Source organism: Clostridium pasteurianum (assembly GCF_001705235.1).
GTDB classification, from domain to species: domain Bacteria; phylum Bacillota; class Clostridia; order Clostridiales; family Clostridiaceae; genus Clostridium_S; species Clostridium_S pasteurianum_A.
In genome coordinates this window covers 4,052,861-4,077,931 of record NZ_MCGV01000001.1, presented here as the reverse complement: position 1 = coordinate 4,077,931, position 25,071 = coordinate 4,052,861, and the positions used below count along the sequence as shown (strand labels likewise).

The window sequence follows — 25,071 nt, the reverse complement described above, 5'->3', positions numbered from 1 at the left end:
TATCACCCTTATCTTCTCTTCTTTAATTTATATACCAAAGCTAAAATTTCAGCCACAGCCTGATACATATCCATTGGTATTTGTTCATCCACATCAACCTTTGCAAATATAAGTCTTGCTAATGGCTTATCTTCCATAATAGGCACATCATTTTCCTTTGCAATTTCCTTTATCCTAATTGCCGTCCTATCTGCACCTTTAGCAACAACCACAGGAGCCTTATCAACTCCTCTTTCATACTTAAGTGCAACAGCAAGATGTGTTGGATTTGTAATTACAACTGTAGCATCGGGAACCTTATTCATCATTGTCCTATTAAGAAGCTCTCGCATTCTTTTCTTTCTTTTTCCTTTTATTTCAGGATCTCCTTCATCATCCTTAAATTCATCTTTAACCTCTTTTTTAGTCATTTTCATTTCTTTTTTATATGAACGCTTCTGAAATACAAAATCAAAAGCTGCAATTATTACCATAATTACAGTAATACGTTTAAATATATCAACAATATATGTTAAATACTCCTTTGGAATATAATCAATCATAAGATTGCTTATATTTACTATATCCCCATAATTATTCATTAAAAATTCATATCCAACAAATCCAGTAATGACAACTACTACTATATCCTTTAAAAGCTCTTCAAGCGTTCTTTTTGAAAACATTCTCTTAAAGCCAGATATTGGATTGAACTTATTAATATCAAATTTAAAAGGTTCTTTAACCCTTATAAAACCAGTTTGCAATATATTTCCTGCAACACCAAATATCATTATGGGTACGGCAAATAAGAAAATACATTTACCTGCATTCATAGCTGAAAAAGCAATTATATGTTGTAATCCATCTTCTGTAAGAGTACCTTTTAAATAACTTTGAAAGAATGTAATCATCATTCCTTTAAGCCCATCAAATATATAATTTCCTGTGGCAGCTAGCATTACTGTGGCTGTTAAAAGTGTTATTGCAAGAGTGACATCTTTACTTTTAGCAACTTGTCCTTTATCTCTTGCCTTACTCAGTTTTCTAGGAGTTGCATCTTCTGTCTTATCACCATTATCAGCAAAAATAAAAGCAATAGGTACTAATTTATAAAAGCTTTTATATATATCAGGCAAATACGAAAATGATGAAATTAAAAGGTTTATAATAATAGGTAAAACCATCATCAAACACGTAAGACCAATTAATATCTTTATAGGAAGTTCCAATATCATTACATTAAGTTGAGGTACAGTTCTAGACACAATTCCTAAAACTATATCTGTAATCAAAAGTACTAAAATAATTGGAAGTGCTATTTTAAAACCAAGCGTAAAAAATTTTATAAAGACATCAAGTGAAACCAAAACACTTTGACTATTTACCACAAAAGTTCCTAATTTGACAACCTTAAAACTATTCACAATCTCCCTTATAACCATCTCATGTGCATTTAAGGAAAAAAATATTACAACTGCAAACATATTTAAAAGTCTTTCAATTATTGCTGCATTACTTTCACTTGTAGGATCATATGATGACATCATTCCATATCCTATTTGAAAGTCCAAAAACTGGCCTGCTACCCTGGTGCACATAAAAGTAAGATTTGCAAAAAAACCAAGTATGAGTCCAGTTATAGTTTCACATATACACTGCCACATATACAAAAGACCATTATTAAGTGCAGTATTATGTGATACAGTTACATACGGCATTATAAGATACGCTAAAACTAATGATAACATTATCTTAACAGTATTTGGAAGAGATTTTGGAAATATAACCTGCAGTGCTATAAAAAAAGCCAGAACTCTTAAAAATATTAAAAATAATGATGTAAAATATGTAATGTCCATATTTTTATCACACCTAACGTGTTATATTTGATATAATATCAAATATTCTGCCTGTAAAACTTGTCATCATATGAAGCATCCAGCTTCCTGTTAAAAATCCAACTACAGCAACAGCCAAAAGCTTTGGAAGAAATGTAAGTGTCTGCTCTTGAATTTGAGTTGTTGCTTGGAATATACTTACTATAAGACCAATTACAATTGACGTTATAAGCATTGGTGCAGAAACCAAAAGTCCAGTTGTTATTGCATCTTTCATAACCTTAATTATCATATTTTCACTCATATATATCACCCTCCAAAACTCAAGACAAGAGATTTAACTACAAGATACCATCCATCAACCATTATAAACAAAAGAAGTTTAAATGGAATTGAAACCATAGTTGGAGGAAGCATCATCATTCCCATTGACATAAGTATACTTGAAACAACTAAATCTATAATTAAAAAAGGTATGTATATTAAAAATCCTATTGTAAATGCAGTTTTTAATTCACTTATAATAAATGCCGGAACTATATCATGAAAAGGAACCGTATCTTTTGTTACTTTTCCGTATTTATTATCCAAATCTACAAAAAGTTTTAAGTCCTTTTGATATGTCTGCCTGTACATAAATTTTCTAAGTGGTTTCTCCATTTCAGTAAGTGCCTGCTGTTGATTTATAGTGTTATTTATATATGGCTGAATTGCATTTTTATTTATAGTATTATATGTAGGCATCATGATAAACATAGTTAAAAATAATGCTAATCCTATAAGTACTTGATTTGGAGGAGACTGCTGCGTTCCCATGGCAGTCCTTAAAAATCCCAAAACTACTATTATTCTCGTAAAACTTGTCATCAATATAATTATTGATGGAAGCAAAGTTAAAACTGTAAGAACTAAAAGAAGTTTTATATTGTCGACAAAATCTTTTGGATTATTGGCATTTGCATTATCAACTGAAATATTTACCTTAGGTATCTGCATTGTATTTGCATTTGTAGGCGCTGCATAAGCTTTAGTTCCAAAATAAAAAATGAATACTAAAAAAACTGCAAGCATAATTATTTTTTTCTTTTTCATATTATTCTTCCCTTTTATTCTCAAGTTTATTTCTAATATTCTTCCAAAATTCATTAAAAGTTGCATACTCTGAGACCTTTTTATCCTTCTCAAGCATAATAACCTCATCATCCTGAAGTTCCTTTAAAATTTCAACTTTATTTTGAGCACTCGAAATTACATACATCTTTTGACCAATTTTAACTACTAAAAGACTGTTCTCTTTAGAAATAGGCATTTTTTCGATTATCTTTATAAATTTACCATTTTGAATATTTTGTAGCTTACTTCCACCATATTTAAATGATACAATTATTAAAAACAAGACAAGTGGTAAAAATATAGCTATTTTTAATATCATAAAAAAGAATTGTTCCATAAGATACCTTCCTATTATAATTATTGTTGAATAACTAAATCAGAAAAATACACATTATCTATAGTACCATTTTTAAGATGTGGATTTATGGACTTCAGCATTTGCTCCTTCATCTTATCTATTCCCTCTTGATTAAAATCAGCCGCCTTTTTACTTCTAAGAACATCTACAATAGCATCTCTAAGTATAGGAGTTTTAATATCTGATTTTTTGTCCTCAAGCTCAGATTGAAGTTTTGAATTTTTAGCATTATAGCCAAGTGCAACTGTAACCTTAACATATTTAGCTGAATCAGTATCTGCAAGATTAGTTAAAATTTCATCAAAAGTATATGTTTTTTCATCAGCATTTACCTGTTGTGCATTACTTACAGCATTATTATTAGAAACTGGTTGTGGCTGATTTGCCTTCTTAGAAAAAAATAAAAAATATGCAGCAAAAGCTACTACTAATACTACAATAATGGCTAAAAGTATTATTGTCAATTTAGATTTTTCTTTATTATCATTTGTACCTTTTTTGTTCTTTTCACTCATTTATTACTCATCCCTTCTTGTTGGCATATACCATAATCTATATAATTGCACCTTTTAAAATTCTTCTTTTAAATTCTATAATTTTATCTATGATTTCATCCGAATCCTGTTGAACAATGTATTTATTCCCATTTGCAAGAGTTATTACTGTTTCAGGAACCTGCTCAATTTTTTCTATTTGATTATCATTTAATATTAATTCCCTGCCATTCATTCCCGTAAGCTTTATCATTGATACACCTCACATTAAGCTATTAAACAGGGGAATCCAATATATAAATTGAATTTCCCCGTAAAAATCATATAACTAAAATCATTGTTTAAGATTAACTAACTTTTGAAGAATTTCATCTTGAGTTGTTATTATTTTACCACTAGCTTCATACGCTCTACTTGCAGTTATCATATCTGTAAATTGCTGCGCCAGATCAACATTTGATGATTCAAGGGCACCACTTGTAATTGCTCCAAAGGAACCACTATTATCTTTAAGTGTTACATCAGTATTATAATCAGTTTTTCCATCTATTGCCTTTGCATATCCGCTTTTAACTATAGCCGAACCAGAGTTTGCAGAAGGATCAACCAGATTACCTCCAATTTTATTAAGACCTGCTGGATTTGTAAAATTAGCTGTTGCAATTTGACCTATAGCTGCTGTTGAATTATCAGAAAGAGTAGCTGTTATAAGCCCAGTGCCACTTATACTAAAACCAGTTACTGCAACATCTTTAAATTCAAATGCCTTATCAATCGTATTATAATAAGCTTTTCTAACTGTTTTAGGTATTTTTAAAGAATGTAAATTAGTGTTATCAGCCCTCAAATCTGCATCCTGATTATCTACAAAAACTATGTCTCCTGAATTTGCATACAATTTATCATCTTTATCACTAGAGTGATTTCCTGCTGTTCTGTTAGTAACAGCAGTAATGCTATCTTCTAATTTAGAAGCTCCAACTGTATCTGTTGCAGTACTCTCATTTGCAGTACTAGCATCCTGCATTTTAGACATACTTACAAAATCCCCACATATTTTATTGCCAGAAGTAGCATCTGGATCAATGGAATTTCTACCAATCATAGAGTAGCCAAGTACCTTATATCCTCCTGCTGTAAGAAGGTTACCATCCGCATCAAGATGGAAAGACCCATCTCTTGTATAATGAACTGTAGTTCCTGTAGGTGCAGATGTTATAGTATGCTGTTCAGGGTCTACCTTTATACAGTCACTTTCATCATACATATTTTTACCTGAAGCAACCATAAAATATCCATCACCATCTATATAGTTATCAAGGGTCTGTCCTGTTGTATTTATACCACCCTTTCCAGTATTTGTTGTTATGCTTGCAACATCAACTCCAGTTCCTATTTGCTGAGGATTTGTACCACCATACGTTGTTGATGAACCTGTTGCTGCTTTAATGTTTTCATTCATTGAATCCTCAAAATTAACTGATTGATTTTTATATGCAGTAGTACTTTGATTTGCTATATTGTTACCAACTATATCCAATTGTTCCTGAAAAACTTTTAGAGCACTTACACCTGCATTCATACCTCTTGACATAAATTCTACCTCCAATTTTTATATTTATGCAGTTTTATGTTCTGCTTCTATCATTCCGCAAAACAAGCTTCCTTATAAGGTCCAGCTATAATAAAACCACACTGTCTATATTAGTAAATACATTCCCTTTACTGCTATTTTTATCTACAGCAGTTACTATAGTCCTATTTTTAATACTTGTAACCAACGCTACATCTTTATAAAGAATCAAACAATCCTTTGATCCCTTTTCGTTTGCTTTATTTATACCATCATTTATTTTCTTCATGTCAGTTTCATTAAAATCAATATTCCTTAATTTAAGTCTTTCCGCTGCATGATTTGAAAGAGTGAATTGATTCTTCTCTTTAATACTTGTATCTAGAATATTTTCAAAATCAAGTGAATCATTGCTCCTATTAGTTTTTACAGTATTGTTATGGATAGAATAATCAGAAATACTTTGAAATTCTAGCAGCTTTCCATTTATTACTCTATATCCCATATATTGTCACCTACACTATCTAACTTTAAGTTGTACTTGGAGTACTATTACTACTTGAAGTACTACTACTTGAACTACTGCTGCTACTTGGAGTAGTACTGCTGCTACTTGGAGTAGTACTGCTGCTACTTGGAGTAGTATCTGTACTTTCGGTATTATAAATTCCATTTTCTATAGAACTAACATCCGAATAATTAAATGTTAACACCTTATTAACAGGAACATCCTCATACATAATATTTCCCTTATCATCTTTAACAATATTACCACTTGAATCCCTTTTAGGCTCTTGCGTTGTTTCATATTCAATGTTACCGTTACTGTCTCTTATAATATTGCCCTTGTCATCACGTTTTTCTTGTTTTATTGGGTAACCATTATCGTCTAACACCTCAACATTGAGTTTGATGTTATTACCATTTCTGGTGACATTTTGAACTATGCCCTTATAATTCTTACCATTATCATCAGTTACACTTAGGCTTACTAATTTTCCAACCAAAGAGCTTGCTCCATTAAATGTCATAGTAGTATTCAAATTTAGCATCTCCTGAAGACTTGAAAACTGTGCCATCTGTGCTACATATTCAGTAGAATCTTTAGAATTTGTTGGGTCTTGATTTTGAAGTTCTGCAACAAGTATCTTTAAAAAAGCATTCTGGTCTAAACCACTAATACTATTGGTTTTACTAGAAGTACTACTACTGTTTTTAAGCGCCTGAGCTTGTGAAGCACTTATTCTAGAGCCATTCATTGAGTTAATATCAGTATAACCTGTACTACCAGCCATACATACACCTCCTAAACAAATACATTTACTTTGTTAATTTCATTTTCATTAGAGACATTTTGTGAACTTTCTTCATTAATATCTCTATTTAAGTTTTTGCTCCTATTTCCATTGTTGCTATCATTTTTGTCATTTCCACCATTTTGATAACTGGCACCTTGTCCTCCAAAGAAAGTTGTATCTTCATTATATACATTTACTGAAAAAGTCTGTATTTTTATATTTTCATTATTTAAACTACTATTTATGTCTTTTAAATTTGCATTTAAGAGGGCATATGCATCTTTATTTGAAGCTACAATATCTGCTTTCATAACACCTTTATCCATAGTAAGTCTTATGAGAACTTCTCCAAGTTCCTTTGGATTGATTTTCACAGTTAATTCTTGAATATTATTATTCTGCATATACTTAACTGATTTTACTATATCTGCTGCAAATGTACTTTTGTTTATATTAGGGACTTCTTCTGCTCCATCAACTTGTACACTATTATGAGAAATTTGATTCATAAGTGTAGTAACCTTTAAATACTTGCTATCAGATTTATCACCATTATTAACAAGATTCTTTAAAAAGCTATCTCCAGCACTTTCCCCATCATCTTTTTTATCAGATGACGATAAAAGATCATTAGAATTCTTACTTGCATTTTCATTATTTAATGGCTTCTCTTGATTAATTACATTTAAATTTGTATTTTGAGTATTTGTCGTTAAGCTTTCATCATAATCATATTGACCTTCGTTCAAGTGATTCACTACATTCGCCGATTTATCTTCGCCCTTGTTAACTTTTTGTTTCAATACACTTACAATATTACTAATTAGCTCATTATGATCATTAGAATTCAAATTTGAAATATTTTTTAAACTTGAATTAATAAAATCAAGAACCTTGTCAGTAGAATTTCCATTAAATAAATCTTTAATATCAGAAACAAACTTTGAAATATCATTTTGAACATTTTCAGATAGTCCTAATTTTGCAGCATAATCTTTAAGCTTATTGATGTCTATATTTCCACCGCTGTTTCCCAAAAAACCTGAAATAAGTTGTAAAATTCCCTGCAAATCCAAACTTGAATTTTTATCATCATCTTTAACTAATTTTTTCAAATCATCTACCAATTTACATAATTTATCGTCTTTAACATTTCCTGTATCACTAGCTGATTCATGACCTGCATTTACATTTCCTGTATCACTAGCTGATTCATTACCTACATTTACATTTCCATCACTTTTTAAAGAATCATCTTTAAGTTTACCACTTGATGAATCATCTTTTTCATAGGTTGAATCGTCATCTTCTTTACTTTTCACATTATTTTCGCCAGAATAATTACTTTTTAAAACCTGGTCAAAAGATGATTTTGAAGAATCTTTAACTGTATTAGATTTACTTTGACTCAAATTAGTTTTTAAATCAATACTTTTTACAACGTTAACCATTTTTCTATTTTCACCCCCTTTCGCTATTTCGCATAAAGCTATATAAAGCAAGTTCATCATTTATTTTTTGTTCATTTTGCTTTTCATTTATTTCAAATTCCAATCTTTGTTTTTCCTTTAAAACATCAACTGTCTTTCTTTCAACCTGTTTTTTCACGAGAACTTTTCTTTTCTCTTCAACCACAGCTTTTTGTCTTTCAAGATCATTTATGGCTTCATCTATACATACAACTAAAAAGTTCAAATAATTTTGAGTTACTTTTTGCTCAATTACTGTACCAGAAATTCTTTTTTCAAAATACTCGTTATAATTATTTTTTAAGGTAACTATTCTGTTTTGAATCTCATTCTTTTTATCTTGAGATTTTTTAAAATCAAGTTTACTTTCTTCCTCTCTCTGCATCCTCAAATCTAAAAGCTTTTGAAGCCTAAAATTAAATACAGCCATAATCACATTCCTTTCTACTTTTTAAGGAACATATTCTTTAATGAATCTACACTATTCTCAAAAGATGATTTTTCGTCTATCCCCTGCCTTAAGTATGCAATTATCTTATCATAATAAAATATCGCCATATCAACTTTTCTATTAGTACCTTTAACATAAGCTCCTATATTTATAAGATCTTCATTCTTTTTATATTCTGCAAGGAGATCCCTTGCAACACCTGCTGCTTTTTTATGATCTTTATCCGCTACTTCTGACATAAGTCTACTTATACTTTTAAGAATATCTATTGCAGGATAATGATTTTGTGCTGCAAGGTCTCTTGATAAAACAATATGTCCATCAAGTATACTTCTTACTGCATCAGCTATAGGTTCATTAAAATCATCACCATCAACAAGTACTGTATAAAATGCTGTAATAGATCCTTTATCAGACATACCCGAACGCTCCATAAGCCTAGGAAGTTTTGCAAAAACTGATGGAGTATAACCTTTTGTTGCCGGTGGTTCTCCCGTTGCAAGCCCCACTTCCCTTTGTGCCATAGCAAATCTAGTTACAGAATCCATCATTAAAATTACTTTTTTCCCTTTATCTCTAAAATATTCTGCTATAGCTGTAGCTGTAAATGCTCCTTTAAGTCTAACAAGTGCAGGTTTATCAGAGGTAGCACATACAATTATTGATCTTTTAAGCCCTTCTTCACCAAGATCCTTTTCTATAAAATCTAAAACTTCTCTTCCTCTTTCACCTATAAGTGCTATTATATTTATATCAGCTTTAGCTTCTCTTGCAATCATTCCAAGAGTCGTGCTTTTACCAACACCACTTCCTGCAAAAATACCAATCCTTTGTCCTTCACCACAGGTTAAGAAACCATCTATAGCCCTTATTCCTGTTGAAATAGTATTTTTAATTCTCTTCCTTTTCAAAGGATTAGGTGGTTCTCTATCAAGTGAATATAATACGCCATTTTCTACCTTTCCACCACTTAAAGGATTACCGAGACCATCTAAAACTCTTCCCAATAATTCATCTGAACACCTTACAGAAAGCGGAATACCTTTTGGAACAACTTTGCAGCCTGGAGATATACCTTCAAGTTCTCCAAGCGGCATTAAAATTACATGTCCCTCATTAAATCCAACAACCTCGCATTTTATTTCCTTATTCTTCTCATTGTAAATTATACATACCTCACCTACAAAAGCCTTTATACCATCAACTTCAATAGTGAGACCTATAACTTTGTTTACAATTCCCTCTACATATTCAGTTTTACTCTCTTTTACTCTATCTATAATCTCATCAAAATCAATATCTATCATTTAATCACCTGTATTATTCAGTTTTAAATAATACTTCTTTTATATTTTGAAGTGCACCCTTAATACTAACTTTAACTTTTCCATTATCTCTTTCCACAATTGCTGAATCTTCTTCTACATATCCATCATCAATCACAAAAAATTCTCCATGATATGGAAGAGTCCTCTTCCAATCTTTAAGTGCCGCTTTAACACTTTCAGAATGTTTTTTATTGCACTTTATTATTATAGTTTTAGTATTCTTTGAAAGATTAATAGCTTCATAAATCATATTATTTAACCCATCACTCTCAGAAACTCTCTCCTTTAATACATGCTGTGCCATTTCAAGTGCTAGTTTTTTTATTTCTTTTTCTTTACTTTTAAAATACTCTTCTACCTCGTATTTAGCACTCTTAATAATGTTTGAAGCATTCTGCTGTGCAAGCGATTTTAAATTTTCAATCTCCATATTACCTTTTACAAAAGTATCATTGTAAGCATCATCATGTCCCTTTTTTCTTCCTTCACTGAGACCTTTTTCATAGGCTTCATCATATGCTTTTTTATAAGCATCTCTTGACTCTTCTATTCCTTTATTCTTTATTTCTTCCGCTTCTGCTTTAGCTTTACTTAAAATAGCGTCCGCAATTGCAGTATATTGCTCAATCTCAGCCTGCTCACTATCACCTGCAAGTTTTTTATACTCCTCAAAAGATTTTACTTCAGCTACAGGAATTACGTGTTCCTTATTTTTATCTAATATTCTTTCATAATCAATAATATTAGAGGATAATAGCATCTTCTCCACCTCTTGAAATTACAATTTCTCCAGCATCATCAAGTCTCCTAATTACTCCAACAATCTTCTGTTGTGCTTTTTCAACATCTACAAGTCTTACAGGTCCCAGGAATTCTATATCCTCTTTAAGTGCTGCTGATGCCCTCTTAGATTGGTTCCTATAAACAGCATCCGCAACTTCCTCTGAACATCCCTTAAGAGCCATTCCAAGATCCTTATTATCAACTTCTCTAAGAACTCTTTGAATTGCTGCATCATCAAGACTAATGATATCTTCAAATACAAACATAGATTCTTTGACTTTCTCTGCAAGTTCTGGATTTTCTTTTTCAAGTCCTTCTGTAATATTTTTCTCTGTAGTTCTATCAACCTGATTTAATATATCAACAAGAGTTTTAACTCCTCCTATAACTGTTACATCAGATCTTACTACAGACGATAATTTACTATTTAATACTTTTTCTATTTCCTTTATAACCATAGGAGACGTATTATTTATATTTGCAACCCTATATGCTACATCATTTTGAACTTCTTCCGGAAGAGCCGATAATATTTGACCTGCTTTGTCCGGTTGAAGGTAACATAATATAAGTGAAATTGTCTGTGGATGCTCATTCATTATCACATTCAAAAGTTGATGAGCATCTGCTTTCCTTGCAATAGAAAACGGTCTATACTGTTCTGTCTCTTCAGCCACTTTATCAAGTATTTCTTTTGCCTTTTGATTACCTAATGCTTTAGCAAGTAAATCTCTAGCATAATCAACTCCACCTTCTAAGATATAATCTTTGGCTTTATTCATTTCTATGAATTCTTGAAGAACTTCCTGCTTATATTGAGATTTAACACCAGAAATATTCGCTATTTCATAAGTTATTCTCTGAATTTCTCTTTCTGGAAGCTTTTTAATTATATTAGCTGAAGCCTCTGGCCCAAGAGTAATGAATAGTATGGCCGCTTTCTGAACACCAGTTAACTTCTGTTCCTTATTAGCCATATACTATCACCTCTCATCATTTTTCAGCCAAGCTTTAACAATATCAACAACTTGTTCCGGCTTAGTTGAAGCATACTTCTTAATTTCTTTTTCAACATGAATTTGCTCATTTTCTTCTCCATCAAAATCAATTGGTGCAAATTTCACTTTAGTCTTTTTATTTTCGATTTCATCACCAATTACAGCATCAATGTTTTGAGTATTATCTAAATCCTCATCTTCAAATTCATCTTCGTTCTCGTTTCGTCTCCTCTTTATTATCATAAATACAGCTAAAGCAATTATGATAAGTAAAATTGCAGCTCCTATTCCAATGCCTATATAAAGCTTCTTCTTCTTAGCAGCATCTTGTTCTTGCTGCATTTCTTTAAGTTCTTTCTTTGCATTGTCTTGTGCAGTTGTATCAAATGGCATACCCTCTACACTTACACTATCTCCTCTTTGCTGATTAACGCCAACTGCATTACTTACAATATTAGTTAGTGTTGCTTGCGTTGTCCCACTAACCTTGCCATCAACAAGCACCGAAACTGTAAGTCTTGTTATATCACCAGGAGCCTTGACAATTTTAGATTTTTCACTACTAACATCATAATTCGTAGTGGTATCTTTACTTGTTGAAGTAGATCCATTATTAGCATTAGTAATAGTATTACTATTAGTATTATTATCAACTGTACTTCCTGAATTATTACCAGCACCACCAGTATTATTACTTTCTTGGTCATGTTGACTAACTATAACAGGATTTTTAGTATCATTTGGATTTCCCTTGTTATCATAATATGTTTCTGTATTTGTTTCATTAGAATCAAAATTTAAATCTGCATTAATTTTAACTTTAACTTTTCCTTTTCCATAAATCTCTTCAAGAGCATCAAGAGCCTTCTTTTCTAACTGATTCTCAACAGTTGTTTCCATCTTATTTCTACTTTGAGCAGAATCAGAACCGGAGTCAGAGTCAAAATCATTTCCCTTGCTGTCATACAAGCCTTTACTTAAAAGATTCATTTTATCATCAACAACCTGAATATTGCCCTTAGATAAATTTTTAACACTACCAGAAACTAATGCTATTATAGCTTTTACTTGATCTTTAGTAAGTGTTTGTCCATCTTTCATTTTAAGGGTTACAGAAGCTGAAGCCGCAGTTGAATCTTTAACAAAAGCTGAATCCTCTGACATAACAAGCTGAACCCTTGCATCATCAACGGCACCAAGACCTTTTATAGTTCTTTCAAGTTCGCCTTGAAGGGCTCTTTGATATTCAACCTTAAATTCAGAATCAGTAGTTCCAAATTTACTATTACTATTATCAAATAGTTCAAATCCTGTACTACCATTTTTTAAAGTAGATGCATATTGAAGTCTAAGTTTATCAACGTTCTGCTCCGGAACATATATAGTATTATCAGATGAATCCTCCTTATGTGGAATCTTATCCTCATCAAGTTTTTTCATAACCGTAGATGCATCAGTTGAATCTAATTTAGAAAATAGAACCGCATACTTTGTTCTGGTTTTTAGCATTATAAATGATATTAATGAAATCACAATAGCTAAAACAAGTATTACAGAAACTATCTTTTTTCTCTTGCTAAGTTCTGTCCATTTATCCTTTAAGTTCTTAAAAACGTCTAATAGTTTATTCATCACCAGCACTCCCCGCTATAACTGCATTCTATTTAACTCCTGATATGCATCTACTAATTTATTCCTTACCTGTATAGCAAGTTCCAGTGATAATTTTGCTTCTTCAGTTGATAACATTACTTTATGTACATCCACATTGTCGCCTTCAACAAACTGATTCGTTGTGTTGTCAGCATCTATTTGCTTATTATTTACATCTTGCAATTTTTGTTCCAATATATTCCCAAAATTTACATTGTTTGTATCTTTTCCACTATTTTCATCATCAATCACATTATTATTTGAACTAACCGCATTTTTATTTACTACTCCGGTACTATTAAGTGCATTTTTGACACTATCCGGTATAAATTCATCAACTCTCATAAATATTTACTCCTTACTTACCAATTTCTAAAGCCTTTGTATACATTCCTTTTTCATCATTCATAGCAGTTACATTAGCCTCATAAGCTCTAGTTGAAGCCATCATATCTGCCATTTCATTTAAAATATCAACATTAGGCATAGCTACATATCCATCTGCATTAGCATCAGGATTACCAGGATCATATTTCATTTTAAAAGGAGACTGATCTTCAGCAATCTTTACAGCCCTAACACCTAATAGTTTTTGATCATACTTGCCAGTTTGTGTATTAAATTCATTTTCAAAATTATTCTGAAAAACTGCTACTTTTCTTCTATAAGGTCCACCTTCTGCTGTTCTTGTAGTAGAAATATTCGCTACATTAGAAGCTATAGTATCCATCCTAAGCCTTTCAGCAGAAAGACCACTTGAACTTATATTAAGTGAATCAAAAGCACCCACTAAAATCCACCTCCTACATAATTACTAATTTATTTTGAATTTATAACGTTGCTTTCCATACTTATTCTGTTACTTATTTGATTTATAAGTGTGTAATATTCTAATGTGTTTTGAGCTTCATTTGAAGATTCAGTATCAATATCAACATTATTTCCATCTTCTCTAACACTTGATGAAGTATCTCTTTTTACTGAAATATCCCCAAATCCAGTCCCATCATTTATATGTTTGGGATCTGTTGTCTCCATTTCAAGATTATCCATTGAATTTTTCAAATTATCTTCAAAGTTTACATAATATCTTTTATAATTTGCAGTATTAATATTGGCCATATTATTAGATATAACTTTCTCTCTTTTAGATGTTGCATCCAATCCTTTACCAAGTAAATCATATGTAAATTGGCTGCTTGAAATGTTACTTAAATTCATTAAAAATTCTCCTCCCTTTAATAAATTTTAATACCCTATTTAATTAATTGGACAAAAATAATTAAAATCCTTCTCAAATTTAAAATTTGCATTATTTTTGCATATTATAATTATACTATATTTCAAAAAACTTTGAAACCATTTTAGAAAATTTTAAGATATAATTAAAATATCAATTAAATATCTTTTATCACACTATACTCATTATTTCTTTAGTTATTCTAAATGTTCCCTTACCATCCACAAGTTTCTGAGACTTAATGGAAACTTGCCTTCTCATATCATAATCAAAACTTAAATTATTTATTTCAGCTAAAATTTTTTGTTTACTTAATTTATTATACCATCCAACATTTCTTATTATTTTTAGAGAATCGAATCGCTTTGCAACTTCGATTTGATTCTTTGCCATAATAATGGATAATGATGGTACACCAACAGCACACAATTCATAAAGTGTACTTCCAGCCGCCGATATACATATATCCGCATTTTTCATTAATGAGCACATATCAGCATTATAATAAAATTTTATATTTCCTAAGTTTTTATAACTTTTAAGTTTTTCTATATAACTATCATCAAAATATTTTCCAATAACTACATGGAATTTATAATGTTCATTCTTCAAATAATCAAGAAGTTTTAATGTAATAAAAAAAGGATCTGTACCGCCCATAGTAATCATTATATCGTAAACATTTCCTTTTATATTTTTAGCAGTAACATTTTTAAATTCATTTCTAACCATAGCATATTTACATCCTAAAAGTAATTTAGCATTTGTACCATAATTTAAATCCTCTGCATTTATATTTTGATTTATAATCATATCTACATCATTAAAATTATGAAGACACATATCATCTATATATATACTTTTATTAAACATATCACCTACCAAACTAAAATACTTATCATTTACATCGTAGCTATCTGTTATTAATACATCTCCTGTTAAATCTCCTAAATCATGAAACAATCTATTTTCCCTTACAAGTTCAATATTAAAACCTGAAGACAAAACTTTATTTATTCCTTTAAAATATTTGCCATAAGTCTTATCTTCAACATTTTTCCCGGAAGTTTTGCAAACATATGATATATCAAAATGTTTCTTGAGTTCTTTAGCAAGAGCAAGTGTTCTCATAATATGACCCATACCTATATTGCCCCCACCATCAGCTCTAATTAAAATTTTCAATTGTATCACAACCCTTATTCTGTAAAGCTACTTTATAATAATTTTCACACCTTTTTTTGTTCTATATCACAATTAATATTTGCAATCTTTTTATGTTCATCTAAATATTTAATTACATCTTTTGCTGAAATAAAATCATCCTTAAAATAATCATATATTTGCTGAACCACTCTATAATCCTCTTTAGTATCTACACATAATCTATAATTTTTTTTGTAAAACTCATTTCCTTTTACACAACCTATTTTAAATTTTTCAGGGTGCTTGTATATATAAAGAGTAACATGTTCTTTATACATTTTCTTTTCTTTTTCTGAAATATTTTCATTGTCTTTATTTATAAGATAATTTACCTTGCTTAGTACATTAAATAAAAATATTTCAACATCAAATCCACGTACGAATGTTTCAGGAACATCAAGCCTTACATAATCATAATCATTACATAAAAATTTTGTTATAACATTATCAACTATTACAGGGTCTATAAAAGGGCAATCTCCAGTTACCCTTATTATAATATCTTGACTTAATGCACCAAATTTTTCTCCAGCCTCAATATATCTTTTAAGCACATCATTCTCTGAGCCCCTAAATACATCATATCCATATTGTTCACATTTTCTTACAAGTGGTAATTCCCTCTCCATTAATGAAGTTGCAAGAATTATTTTATCTATATATTTTGATTTTTTTAATCTATCAAGTGTATGAATAATCATCGGTTTTCCCAAAATAGGCTTCAATACTTTACCCGATAATCTTTCCGACCCCATCCTTGCTTGGACAATACAAAAAATTTTTGGCATAACACTCACCTTTTCCCCATACTTGTAATTGTCTAAAAACATAAAGTTTTTAGATACTATTTCTTAAAAAAGTATACCTGCTTTTCAGCAAACATTCAATATTATAATTTTTCCCTTTATGCTATAAATTTTATTACTTATATTTAACTTTTAAAACTGGCATATTACTTGAATAATCAAACGTTTTAATAAAATCTGCATGCATACAATTATTTTGAAATTTATTATAAAGAGATTGCAAATCAAGTAATTCTCCATCATTATTTAATGTTTTCCCAAGATAATCATATCTAATGAATCTGCTGATGCTACATATCCATCTATAAATAGAAGAATTCCTGTATCATCATTAACACCGCACTCAGGTTCACTAAAATAAACGTCTAGTTTTCTATTCTCAGGTTTATATATACTTGGATGTGCATCTATACTCAATTTATATTACTTTGACATAATTTTTCTTGCCTCTATATATAGTATTTATTTAAAATCCAAATAAATAAGTTGTTGAATTAGAAGATAACATTTTACTAATTCAACAACTTAATATTTACAAAAAAAATATAATCATTTTACATTTTTAAGTATATTTAATACATCTTGTGGAAATTTATTAGCTTGAGCCATCATAGCTGTACCGGCTTGAACTATTATACTTTGCTTGGAATATTCAAGTAATTCTCCAGCAACATCCACATCCATAACATCACTATCTGCACTTTGAATCTGTGAATTTAAAATATCTGTATTGGCTACAGTTGAATTAAACCTATTCTCTAAAGCTCCATATTGGCCTCTAGCATCATCAATCTTTGATAATACAGCATCCACAACATTGATAGCAGTCTTAGCACCTGCATATGTTGAAATATTAACATCTGTTAGTTTATTACCTGATGCATCCGTAAGATTATCTGTTTTAAAATCAAAAGTTGGTACAGTAATAGCCTCCCCTGCATTATATCCAACTAAACATTGTAATGCATTAGGATTGTCACTGTCTAATAATGAAACATTATTTATATTAGTACTTTTAGCTAAATTATTTATGCCATCAATAAGCTGACTTACTTCTAATTGAGAATCTGCTCTATTGTTATCATTACTTGTACCATTTGCTGCTTGAAGTGCTAATTCTCTAATTCTATTAGCCATAGAGCTAATTCCATCAATTCCACCCTCAGCTGTTTGTAGCAAACTTACAGTATCCTGAGAATTTTGACTTACTTTTTGAAGACCACGAAGCTGCATATTAAATTTTTCATCTTTATCAATTGCATATGGATTATCAGCAGCATTATTAACTTTAATTCCAGAAGATAAATTTCTGGAAGCCACATTTTGTCCAGCAATGGCTCTTCTATAATTTTTAAAAATCTTTAACGAATAAATATTATGATTTATTCTCATATTATCAACTCCACTTATTACATACTTATATTGTTATTATCGAAAAATGCATAATAACCTTTAATTGCAATTAACATTCATCCTTACATTTTATATAAGTGCTTTTTGCTTCTTAGTGTATTCTTCTATTTGCATTTTACAAAACTCATACATGTCCTCATTACAATAATTTTTATACCAGGAAACAGTCATATCTATAGTTTCCTCAAAATTTAAAGCCTGCTGCCATCCCAAAAACTCTCTTGCTTTGCTGCAGTCAAGTGTAAGTAAATTTGCTTCATGAGGCTTTGCTTCATTTGAAACATCCTTCCACTTACCTTTTCCATAACTTTTTATAATTTGATTAACTACATCCTTTACCTCAATATTTAAGGTTTCATTTGGCCCAAAATTCCATGCTCCAGAATATTTTAAAGGTTCATTATACAATTTTGCCGCAAGTAACATATAACCGCTTAAAGGTTCTAATACAAACTGCCAGGGCCTTACAGAATGAGGGCTTCTAATATTTATAATATCACCTTTTTCAATTGCCCCTATACAGTCTGGGACTATTCTATCCTGTGCAAAATCTCCTCCACCAATTACATTGCCTGCTCTAACTGAAGCCACAACTTTTCCATGTTTTGAATAATCATTTAAATTAAAGAAAGAATTTCTATAAGAAGCTATTAATAGTTCTGCACATCCTTTGCTTGAACTGTATGGATCATATCCACCCATAGGATCGGTTTCTTTATATCCTATAGATTGCTCCTTATTTTCATAACATTTATCTGTAGTAACCATTACCCCAACTTTAACAGTTTCACATTTCCTAATTGCTTCAAGCACATTAAGAGTTCCCATTACATTTGTTTCATATGTTTCCCTTGGGTTTTCATAAGATTTCCTAACAAGTGGCTGTGCTGCAAGATGAAATACAAATTCTGGTTTATATGTATTAAATACATTTTCAAGTTTTTCTGAGTTTCTAATATCTCCCCTTATATCTATAAGCCTACCTGAAAGTCCACAGACATTAAAGTTGTCATTCTTTGTGTATGGATCTAATGAATATCCTATAACATTAGCCCCTAATTTTTTTAACCACATAGAAAGCCACGAACCTTTAAACCCTGTATGACCGGTAACTAATACATTTTTATTTGAAAATACATTTTTCAAATTATTTATCAATTAATAGTGCCTCCCACCTATCTTCAATATATTTTTCAAATTGCTTTATCAGTAAATTAGTAATATATTTTAATTCTTACCCATGAGTAAATCCAATAAGCTTACTATTTTAATATCTTTTTTTGTTAAAGAAAGTACTTGCTTTCTAATTTCATCAATATAACCATAACTAAAGACAATTAAAATATCAACAGGATCTGATACCAACTTTAACGGACTAACAATTTTAATATGAGTTTTAGGTGTGTACATTTCTTCATTAAAAATATTATTATCGCAAATATAAGATATAGCTTTACTAGATTTCATTGCTGCTAAAGTCATAACTCCTCTACCACCTGCTCCAAATCCAGCAATCGTTTTTCCTTTTTTAGCAGCTTCAATTACAAATTGATCTAATTTATCTATACTATTTCTTAACTCGGATTCAAATTTCTCATATGTGTCAAAACTATCCATAAAAGTATTTTCCAAAATTTTTTTTGAATTATCTTTTTTCAATTTAATTACTGCTAAAAGGGAATTTCCCCTTCTTTCTGATTCATTTAGTAAATCCGTTGTAACAAGCTCGAATCCATATTTATCTAAAGTTCGTTCTAGGGTCTCAGTTGACATGTATATAGTATGTTCATGTTCAAAAAGGCAATATTCTTTACGCTCTAAAATTTTTTTCAAATCATGAATTTCAAGTACTAATATACCATTCTCAGTATCTAAAATCTTTTTTATATCAAGTAAAATCTTTTTAGGTTCAGGCATATGATCAAAAGTATAAGTTAAAAGTACAACGTCAACTTTCCTTAAATCGCTTGGTAAATCATTAATTGAATTTTCTTCAAACAGCCCCTGATAAACACTAACACCCTTTTCTCTGCTTAATGCACATAACTCCTTCGAAGGTTCAAATCCAAAAACCCTTGCCCCTTTTTTCTTAAAATAAGACAATTGTTTTCCATCACTAGAGCCTATTTCTACAACCTTAGAATTCTTTTTTAGATTAAATTCACTATAAAGTTTATCTACAAGTTTTCTCATAAACTTATTAGCAAAGTCGCTTTCACCCACAGTATAATTATATGTATCATAATAATTACTATAATCAACATCATCTAATGTTTGAGATACATGACAATCATTACAAAAATAGATATCAATATTATGAGTAAATTCATTTTTAAAATTATTCTTACTTCTTAAATCATCCGTTAAAGGCATATCTTTTAATGTAAGCCACTTTTTTAAATCATGCCCACCACATATTCTACATTCATTTCGTTTCACTATCTTTATATCAGCCAAAAAAATCACCCTCTAAATTTTAAATTTTATGCATTTCTTAATATTATATGTGTAGTCTCTGGTACTCTTATACTCTTAACACTTTTATTTGCACTCAAAAACTCATCAACAGACCTTTTTACTCCAGTTGCTCCTTCCTTCTTTGCAAAATAATCATGTATAATAAAATATCCTCCCTTACACAACTTAGGATAAAAATACATTAATGATTGTTTACAAGATTCGTATGTGTCACAATCATAATATACAACAGAAAATTTATTATTATCAAAATTAGTTAATACTTCAGGAATAAATCCTTTCGTTATAATAACATCTTTAAAGTCTTTAAATAAATTTAACATTTCTTCATAAGAAGTGTCCTTAAACATACCCTTTAAAAATGTAGGATCAAAACCAGATACATGGTCTTTAAATCCTTCAAAAGAATCTACTATGTAATATTTTCTATAATCTTCATATATCGTTTTATATAAAGTCAAAAAATAAGAAAGTCCACATTTATAAGCACCTAATTCTATAATATCTCCTTCTAAATTTTTAGTGTTTTTTATAATAGACATAATTAACCATGAACCAATAACTGAAGATTGATTATCTATTTTCATATTTCTCAAAATACTTTTTGTAAACAAATAATCATTTTCCATTAAAGAAATCTCTTGCTTTTCAAGTTGCTCTTTAATATCATCTTTTATTAGAATACTGTACTCATCAAAATTTTCTTTATATTTAAGTCCTAAACTCATTAATTCATCACTTATCTCATTAACTACTTTAGATGACATTGCAAAAATCACAATAAAATAATTCTCAACATTGTTACTTTCTACATATTGTTTCAAAAAGTTTTTCTTGTATAATTTAATTCCATGTATATCGTCTTTTTCTAAATTGTTATCAATTGCAAATAAAATATTGTTTGTATTAGTACATGTATTTAAATAATTTCTAAATGCTGCTCCAGCCCCATATGCAATAATATTCTTTATCATTTTTTCTACACTCCTTAATTACCTCTAAATTAGCCAAAATTTCACGCTTTCTGTTTACTAATTGATTTCAAAATATCATTATAAATATACTCCTCATCAATATTATAGAATTTTCTTAGATAATCTTCGCTACCAAAAGCTTGTGGATACCTATCACCAATTCCATATTTCTTAAATATTATATTTTTGTTCATGTTTTCACATAATATTTCACTCACTGCACTTCCAAGACCACCTATTAAATTATGTTCCTCTACTGTAAAAATATACTTAGTATGTCTTGCACATTCATCTACAGCAATTTTATCAATAGGTTTCACTGTGTGCATACTAATTAAATTTACTGAAACGTTATTATTATCTATTAACTTTTTTGAAATATTCAAACATTGTTCTAACATGTTACCTGTTGAAATTATACTTATATCATTTCCACTGATAACTTTTATAGCTTTTCCAATTTTAAATTTCGGAAAAGGATGACTAAAAATATGTTTTTCATTATTTCTATTAAGCCTTATATACATAGGTCCATCTATTTCAGCTGAAGCTTCAACAGCCTTTGAAGCTTCATACGGATCACCAGGGCATACCACTTTCATATTGTTAAGTACTCTCATTATCGCTATATCTTCAGTAGCATGATGGGTTGTTCCTTGTACCCCATAGCTAAACCCACCTCCTACACCAACAAATTTAACATTTAAGTTTTGGTAGCACACATCCAATTTAATTTGCTCACAACATCTCATAACCAAGAATGGTATAATTGAATAAACATACACAATCTTGCCCTTCATGGCAAGTCCAGCAGCAACACCTATCATATTAGCTTCACTAATACCTACATTAATAAATCTATCAGGAAATTCTTCTGCAAATCCTTCAAATACAGAATAGCCTAAGTCTGCTGTAAGTAAATATATATTTTCATCTTTTCTTGCTAATTCTATTAATTTATTAATAAACGCAGTTCTCATAATGAATCCAACTCCCTTATTGCTTTTTCGTATTGCTGTTTATTAGGAGATTTATAATGCCATTCTAACTTATTTTCCATAAATGATACACCCTTACCTTTTACCGTATGCGCAATTAATGCAAAAGGTTTACCTGTATCATTATTATATGCCAATTTTAATCCCTCATCTATAGAAGCATAGTCGTTTCCATCAATTTCCTTAACATTCCAGCCAAATGCCTCCCACTTATCTTTCAAAGACTTTTCACCAGAAATCTCCTTACTTTTTCCTAGCCCTTGTAATCCATTATTATCAACTATAGCTATTAAATTTGATAAATGGTTACTTGAAGCAAACATTGCAGCCTCCCACACTGAACCTTCATTACATTCCCCATCTCCCATTAAAATAATGGTTTTACACATTTTGCCTCTATTAGCTATTTCCATGCCACAGCCAATAGATAATGCATGGCCAAGAGACCCTGTTGAAGCTTCAATTCCAAGCATAACCTGTTTAGATGGATGTCCTCCTAATTTAGTACCATCTTTACAATATGTATCCAGCATATCAACGCTAAAGAAACCTTTATGAGCTAAAACCGAGTATAGCACTGAACATGCATGGCCTTTACTAAGAATAAAAACGTCTCTATTTTCATCACATATATTGTCTTTATTCAAATTCATATATTTAAAATACAATGTAACTAAAATGTCAACACATGATAAAGCAGAACCAACATGCGAGCTTTTTGATATATACGCCATTTTAACTATTTCTTTTCTAATGATTTTTGATATAGTAAAAAGCTTATTCATTTCAATATTATCCATAACGTCTCCTTTGTTTAATATAAATCAATATTTTTTTTGAACCATGCTACACTTTCCTTTATACCACTTCTAACATTGTATTTAGGCTTCCAATCTAATTCTTTATAAACCAAAGACATATCCGCTTCCCAGCTATCTGTATCTGAAGATCTTCCAGATAATTCTCCCCATAATGGTTCAAAATTTCCTGCACATTCATCAATAATTACACTAGCCATTTCTTCAATAGACATTTGATGACCACTACCAGCATTGTAAATTTTACCTGCAATTTTTCCTTCAAATGCAACATATTTAAGAAGCTCTACAATATCTTCAACATATATAAAATCTCTTACAGCAAATTTATTAGCCAATTTAGGATTTTCGTTTCTTAAACAAGATAAAATCACTGAAGGTATCAATCTAGTTTTATCTTCATATTTTCCATAAACTGAAAATAATCTCACCGTTCCAATAGGTTTTCCCTGAGTTTTATAAATCATGTTACAATAATTAGTTGCAGCCGCTTTTGTAATACCATATACATTAATAGGCTCAAGAATATCGCTTTCTTTCATTGCACAACTTTTCATTCCATATTCTGACGAACTTCCTACGTTTACAAATGCCTTATAATCTATTTTAGAACAACAATCTACAAGATTCTTAGTTCCAATAATATTAGTTTTAATTATTTCATTATCATCTTGTTGGTAATAATATGCACCATAAGTTGCAAGATGGAAGATATAATCCGGCTTTACACAATTAACAACTTTATTCACTTTATCAAAATCAGTAATATCGGCATAATGCACTGTTACGCTGTTTATTACCTTCCTCAATCTCCAAATATTTGAACTTTCCCGTATTATTATATTAACATCAAAGTTGTTTTTCACTAAATTTTCTACTAAACAGGCTCCTATAAAACCAGTTGATCCAGTAACTAAAATTTTATTATTCACTTTCAAATTCCTTTCATATATTAATTATTTTAGCTTTACCCTCTAAGCTCAAAATATATCCTTTATATTTAAAATCATCTCTCAACATCCTCATAATCTCGTCTTCATAAGATACAGCAAATATAATTATCAAATCATTAGAATTTATTTTTTCCATATCGGGATACTCAATTTTTTTATCACAATTGATTAAATATTTACCTTGTTTGTACTTATCAGTATCAAATACATGATTTATATGAAACTTACTGCCACAAGCTGTCATCATAGCCTGTGATTTAGCACCCGCACCCCAAATTGAAACATTATGAAATTTTTGAATTTGTTCTAAAATAAACTGAATGTCGTTTGTCCTCTTAGTTAAAAGATTTTGATTTTGCTTTCCCTTTCTTAAATACAATTCCAAATAATCATTAGAAAATAATTGCCTGATTTTAATAACTTCGAATCCCGCTAACCTGGAGAGATAAGCTAGACTTAAAGGTGTATAATAATTTATATGATCTGAAAACAAGTCATAATATCTGTCTTCCGAAATCATTTCCTGGCCATTAGGAACTTCAATTAATCCTACCGCTCCATGATTACACACATTAAAAATATTTTTTAATATTTCAACCGGATTATCAATATGTTCAAAAACTTCTCTGCAGGCAAAAGCATCAAATTTACAATTAACATTAGTTTTACCTGTAAAATATTCATTGACAACTTTTAACTTTTTTTCTTTACACATTTCACAAAATTCAGAGGATGGTTCAAAATCAATTTGATTATTAAAATATTTTTTTGTATGTTCTAAAAAAGAACCATCACCACAACCAATTTCTAAAAAATTATCATGTTCAGAACCTAATTCATTTAATTT

General features: G+C 30.0%; 29 protein-coding genes and 1 pseudogene. All 30 read right to left on the bottom strand.

What is annotated here, in order from left to right; genetic code table 11:
* Positions 1–8: 8 nt before the first annotated feature.
* Positions 9–1,841 carry a fused FliR family export protein/FlhB family type III secretion system protein gene (locus BEE63_RS18195; RefSeq protein WP_066022731.1) on the bottom strand — a complete coding sequence of 611 codons (1,833 nt, stop codon included), beginning with the start codon at positions 1,839–1,841 and terminating at the stop codon, positions 9–11.
* A 13-nt stretch (positions 1,842–1,854) separates the two neighbouring features.
* Positions 1,855–2,124, bottom strand: a complete 270-nt coding sequence (gene fliQ / locus BEE63_RS18190; protein ID WP_066022730.1) for a flagellar biosynthesis protein FliQ — start codon at positions 2,122–2,124, stop codon at positions 1,855–1,857.
* Positions 2,125–2,129: 5 nt separating this feature from the next.
* Positions 2,130–2,912, bottom strand: coding sequence for a flagellar type III secretion system pore protein FliP (gene fliP, locus BEE63_RS18185; protein WP_066023286.1), 783 nt, complete (start codon positions 2,910–2,912; stop codon positions 2,130–2,132).
* Position 2,913: 1 nt separating this feature from the next.
* The gene (fliO, locus tag BEE63_RS18180; RefSeq protein ID WP_066022729.1) at positions 2,914–3,270 is read right to left on the bottom strand and encodes a flagellar biosynthetic protein FliO; all 357 of its coding nucleotides are present in this window, start codon (positions 3,268–3,270) and stop codon (positions 2,914–2,916) included.
* 20 nt (positions 3,271–3,290) lie between these two features.
* On the bottom strand, positions 3,291–3,806 hold the full coding sequence (locus BEE63_RS18175) for a flagellar basal body-associated FliL family protein (RefSeq protein ID WP_066022728.1): 516 nt from the start codon (positions 3,804–3,806) through the stop codon (positions 3,291–3,293).
* A 37-nt stretch (positions 3,807–3,843) separates the two neighbouring features.
* Complete coding sequence (locus tag BEE63_RS18170) at positions 3,844–4,038, bottom strand: flagellar FlbD family protein (RefSeq protein ID WP_066022727.1); 195 nt, start codon at positions 4,036–4,038, stop codon at positions 3,844–3,846.
* 81 nt (positions 4,039–4,119) lie between these two features.
* Positions 4,120–5,379, bottom strand: a complete 1,260-nt coding sequence (locus tag BEE63_RS18165) for a flagellar hook-basal body complex protein (protein WP_066022726.1) — start codon at positions 5,377–5,379, stop codon at positions 4,120–4,122.
* 85 nt (positions 5,380–5,464) lie between these two features.
* Entirely contained in the window at positions 5,465–5,863 is a 399-nt protein-coding gene (locus BEE63_RS18160) for a TIGR02530 family flagellar biosynthesis protein (RefSeq protein ID WP_066022725.1), read from the bottom strand.
* Between the two features lie 25 nt (positions 5,864–5,888).
* The gene (locus tag BEE63_RS18155) at positions 5,889–6,653 is read right to left on the bottom strand and encodes a flagellar hook capping FlgD N-terminal domain-containing protein (protein WP_066022724.1); all 765 of its coding nucleotides are present in this window, start codon (positions 6,651–6,653) and stop codon (positions 5,889–5,891) included.
* Positions 6,654–6,664: 11 nt separating this feature from the next.
* Positions 6,665–8,107 (bottom strand): flagellar hook-length control protein FliK, encoded by a 1,443-nt coding sequence (locus tag BEE63_RS18150; RefSeq protein WP_066022723.1) that lies wholly within the window; start codon positions 8,105–8,107, stop codon positions 6,665–6,667.
* A gap of 10 nt (positions 8,108–8,117) precedes the next feature.
* On the bottom strand, positions 8,118–8,555 hold the full coding sequence (gene fliJ, locus BEE63_RS18145) for a flagellar export protein FliJ (RefSeq protein WP_066022722.1): 438 nt from the start codon (positions 8,553–8,555) through the stop codon (positions 8,118–8,120).
* A 14-nt stretch (positions 8,556–8,569) separates the two neighbouring features.
* Complete coding sequence (gene fliI / locus BEE63_RS18140; protein WP_066022721.1) at positions 8,570–9,883, bottom strand: flagellar protein export ATPase FliI; 1,314 nt, start codon at positions 9,881–9,883, stop codon at positions 8,570–8,572.
* A 13-nt stretch (positions 9,884–9,896) separates the two neighbouring features.
* On the bottom strand, positions 9,897–10,664 hold the full coding sequence (locus tag BEE63_RS18135; protein WP_066022720.1) for a FliH/SctL family protein: 768 nt from the start codon (positions 10,662–10,664) through the stop codon (positions 9,897–9,899).
* Positions 10,648–11,664, bottom strand: a complete 1,017-nt coding sequence (gene fliG, locus BEE63_RS18130) for a flagellar motor switch protein FliG (RefSeq protein ID WP_066022719.1) — start codon at positions 11,662–11,664, stop codon at positions 10,648–10,650. The genes BEE63_RS18135 and fliG overlap by 17 nt, the downstream gene beginning before the upstream one ends.
* A gap of 6 nt (positions 11,665–11,670) precedes the next feature.
* Entirely contained in the window at positions 11,671–13,317 is a 1,647-nt protein-coding gene (fliF, locus tag BEE63_RS18125) for a flagellar basal-body MS-ring/collar protein FliF (RefSeq protein WP_066022718.1), read from the bottom strand.
* 15 nt (positions 13,318–13,332) lie between these two features.
* Positions 13,333–13,683: a flagellar hook-basal body complex protein FliE gene (gene fliE / locus BEE63_RS18120; RefSeq protein ID WP_066022717.1), complete on the bottom strand. Its 351-nt coding sequence runs from the start codon at positions 13,681–13,683 to the stop codon at positions 13,333–13,335.
* 13 nt (positions 13,684–13,696) lie between these two features.
* On the bottom strand, positions 13,697–14,128 hold the full coding sequence (flgC, locus tag BEE63_RS18115) for a flagellar basal body rod protein FlgC (RefSeq protein ID WP_066022716.1): 432 nt from the start codon (positions 14,126–14,128) through the stop codon (positions 13,697–13,699).
* Positions 14,129–14,157: 29 nt separating this feature from the next.
* Complete coding sequence (flgB, locus tag BEE63_RS18110) at positions 14,158–14,559, bottom strand: flagellar basal body rod protein FlgB (RefSeq protein WP_066022715.1); 402 nt, start codon at positions 14,557–14,559, stop codon at positions 14,158–14,160.
* Between the two features lie 190 nt (positions 14,560–14,749).
* Positions 14,750–15,772, bottom strand: a complete 1,023-nt coding sequence (pseG, locus tag BEE63_RS18105) for a UDP-2,4-diacetamido-2,4,6-trideoxy-beta-L-altropyranose hydrolase (RefSeq protein WP_242874856.1) — start codon at positions 15,770–15,772, stop codon at positions 14,750–14,752.
* 35 nt (positions 15,773–15,807) lie between these two features.
* Positions 15,808–16,572 (bottom strand): cytidylyltransferase domain-containing protein, encoded by a 765-nt coding sequence (locus BEE63_RS18100; RefSeq protein ID WP_066023285.1) that lies wholly within the window; start codon positions 16,570–16,572, stop codon positions 15,808–15,810.
* 264 nt (positions 16,573–16,836) lie between these two features.
* Positions 16,837–17,007 (bottom strand): hypothetical protein, encoded by a 171-nt coding sequence (locus tag BEE63_RS21800; RefSeq protein WP_157797120.1) that lies wholly within the window; start codon positions 17,005–17,007, stop codon positions 16,837–16,839.
* Between the two features lie 132 nt (positions 17,008–17,139).
* The gene (locus BEE63_RS18095; protein ID WP_066022713.1) at positions 17,140–17,982 is read right to left on the bottom strand and encodes a flagellin; all 843 of its coding nucleotides are present in this window, start codon (positions 17,980–17,982) and stop codon (positions 17,140–17,142) included.
* A gap of 90 nt (positions 17,983–18,072) precedes the next feature.
* Positions 18,073–19,161, bottom strand: a complete 1,089-nt coding sequence (gene rfbG, locus BEE63_RS18090; protein ID WP_347464634.1) for a CDP-glucose 4,6-dehydratase — start codon at positions 19,159–19,161, stop codon at positions 18,073–18,075.
* A 69-nt stretch (positions 19,162–19,230) separates the two neighbouring features.
* Complete coding sequence (locus BEE63_RS18085; protein ID WP_175400863.1) at positions 19,231–20,460, bottom strand: class I SAM-dependent methyltransferase; 1,230 nt, start codon at positions 20,458–20,460, stop codon at positions 19,231–19,233.
* Between the two features lie 26 nt (positions 20,461–20,486).
* Positions 20,487–21,455 (bottom strand): TylF/MycF/NovP-related O-methyltransferase, encoded by a 969-nt coding sequence (locus tag BEE63_RS18080; protein ID WP_066022712.1) that lies wholly within the window; start codon positions 21,453–21,455, stop codon positions 20,487–20,489.
* A 41-nt stretch (positions 21,456–21,496) separates the two neighbouring features.
* Complete coding sequence (locus BEE63_RS18075; protein WP_066022711.1) at positions 21,497–22,435, bottom strand: transketolase family protein; 939 nt, start codon at positions 22,433–22,435, stop codon at positions 21,497–21,499.
* Positions 22,432–23,253, bottom strand: coding sequence for a transketolase (locus BEE63_RS18070; RefSeq protein ID WP_066022710.1), 822 nt, complete (start codon positions 23,251–23,253; stop codon positions 22,432–22,434). Before BEE63_RS18070 ends, BEE63_RS18075 begins: the two co-directional genes overlap by 4 nt.
* Positions 23,254–23,267: 14 nt before the next feature.
* Positions 23,268–24,203, bottom strand: a complete 936-nt coding sequence (locus tag BEE63_RS18065; protein ID WP_066022709.1) for an NAD-dependent epimerase/dehydratase family protein — start codon at positions 24,201–24,203, stop codon at positions 23,268–23,270.
* 13 nt (positions 24,204–24,216) lie between these two features.
* Positions 24,217–24,603, bottom strand: coding sequence for a hypothetical protein (locus BEE63_RS22350; protein ID WP_278286436.1), 387 nt, complete (start codon positions 24,601–24,603; stop codon positions 24,217–24,219).
* Between the two features lie 45 nt (positions 24,604–24,648).
* Positions 24,649–25,044, bottom strand: a pseudogene (locus BEE63_RS22345) (class I SAM-dependent methyltransferase); the annotation flags it as partial.
* Between the last annotated feature and the right edge of the window lie 27 nt (positions 25,045–25,071).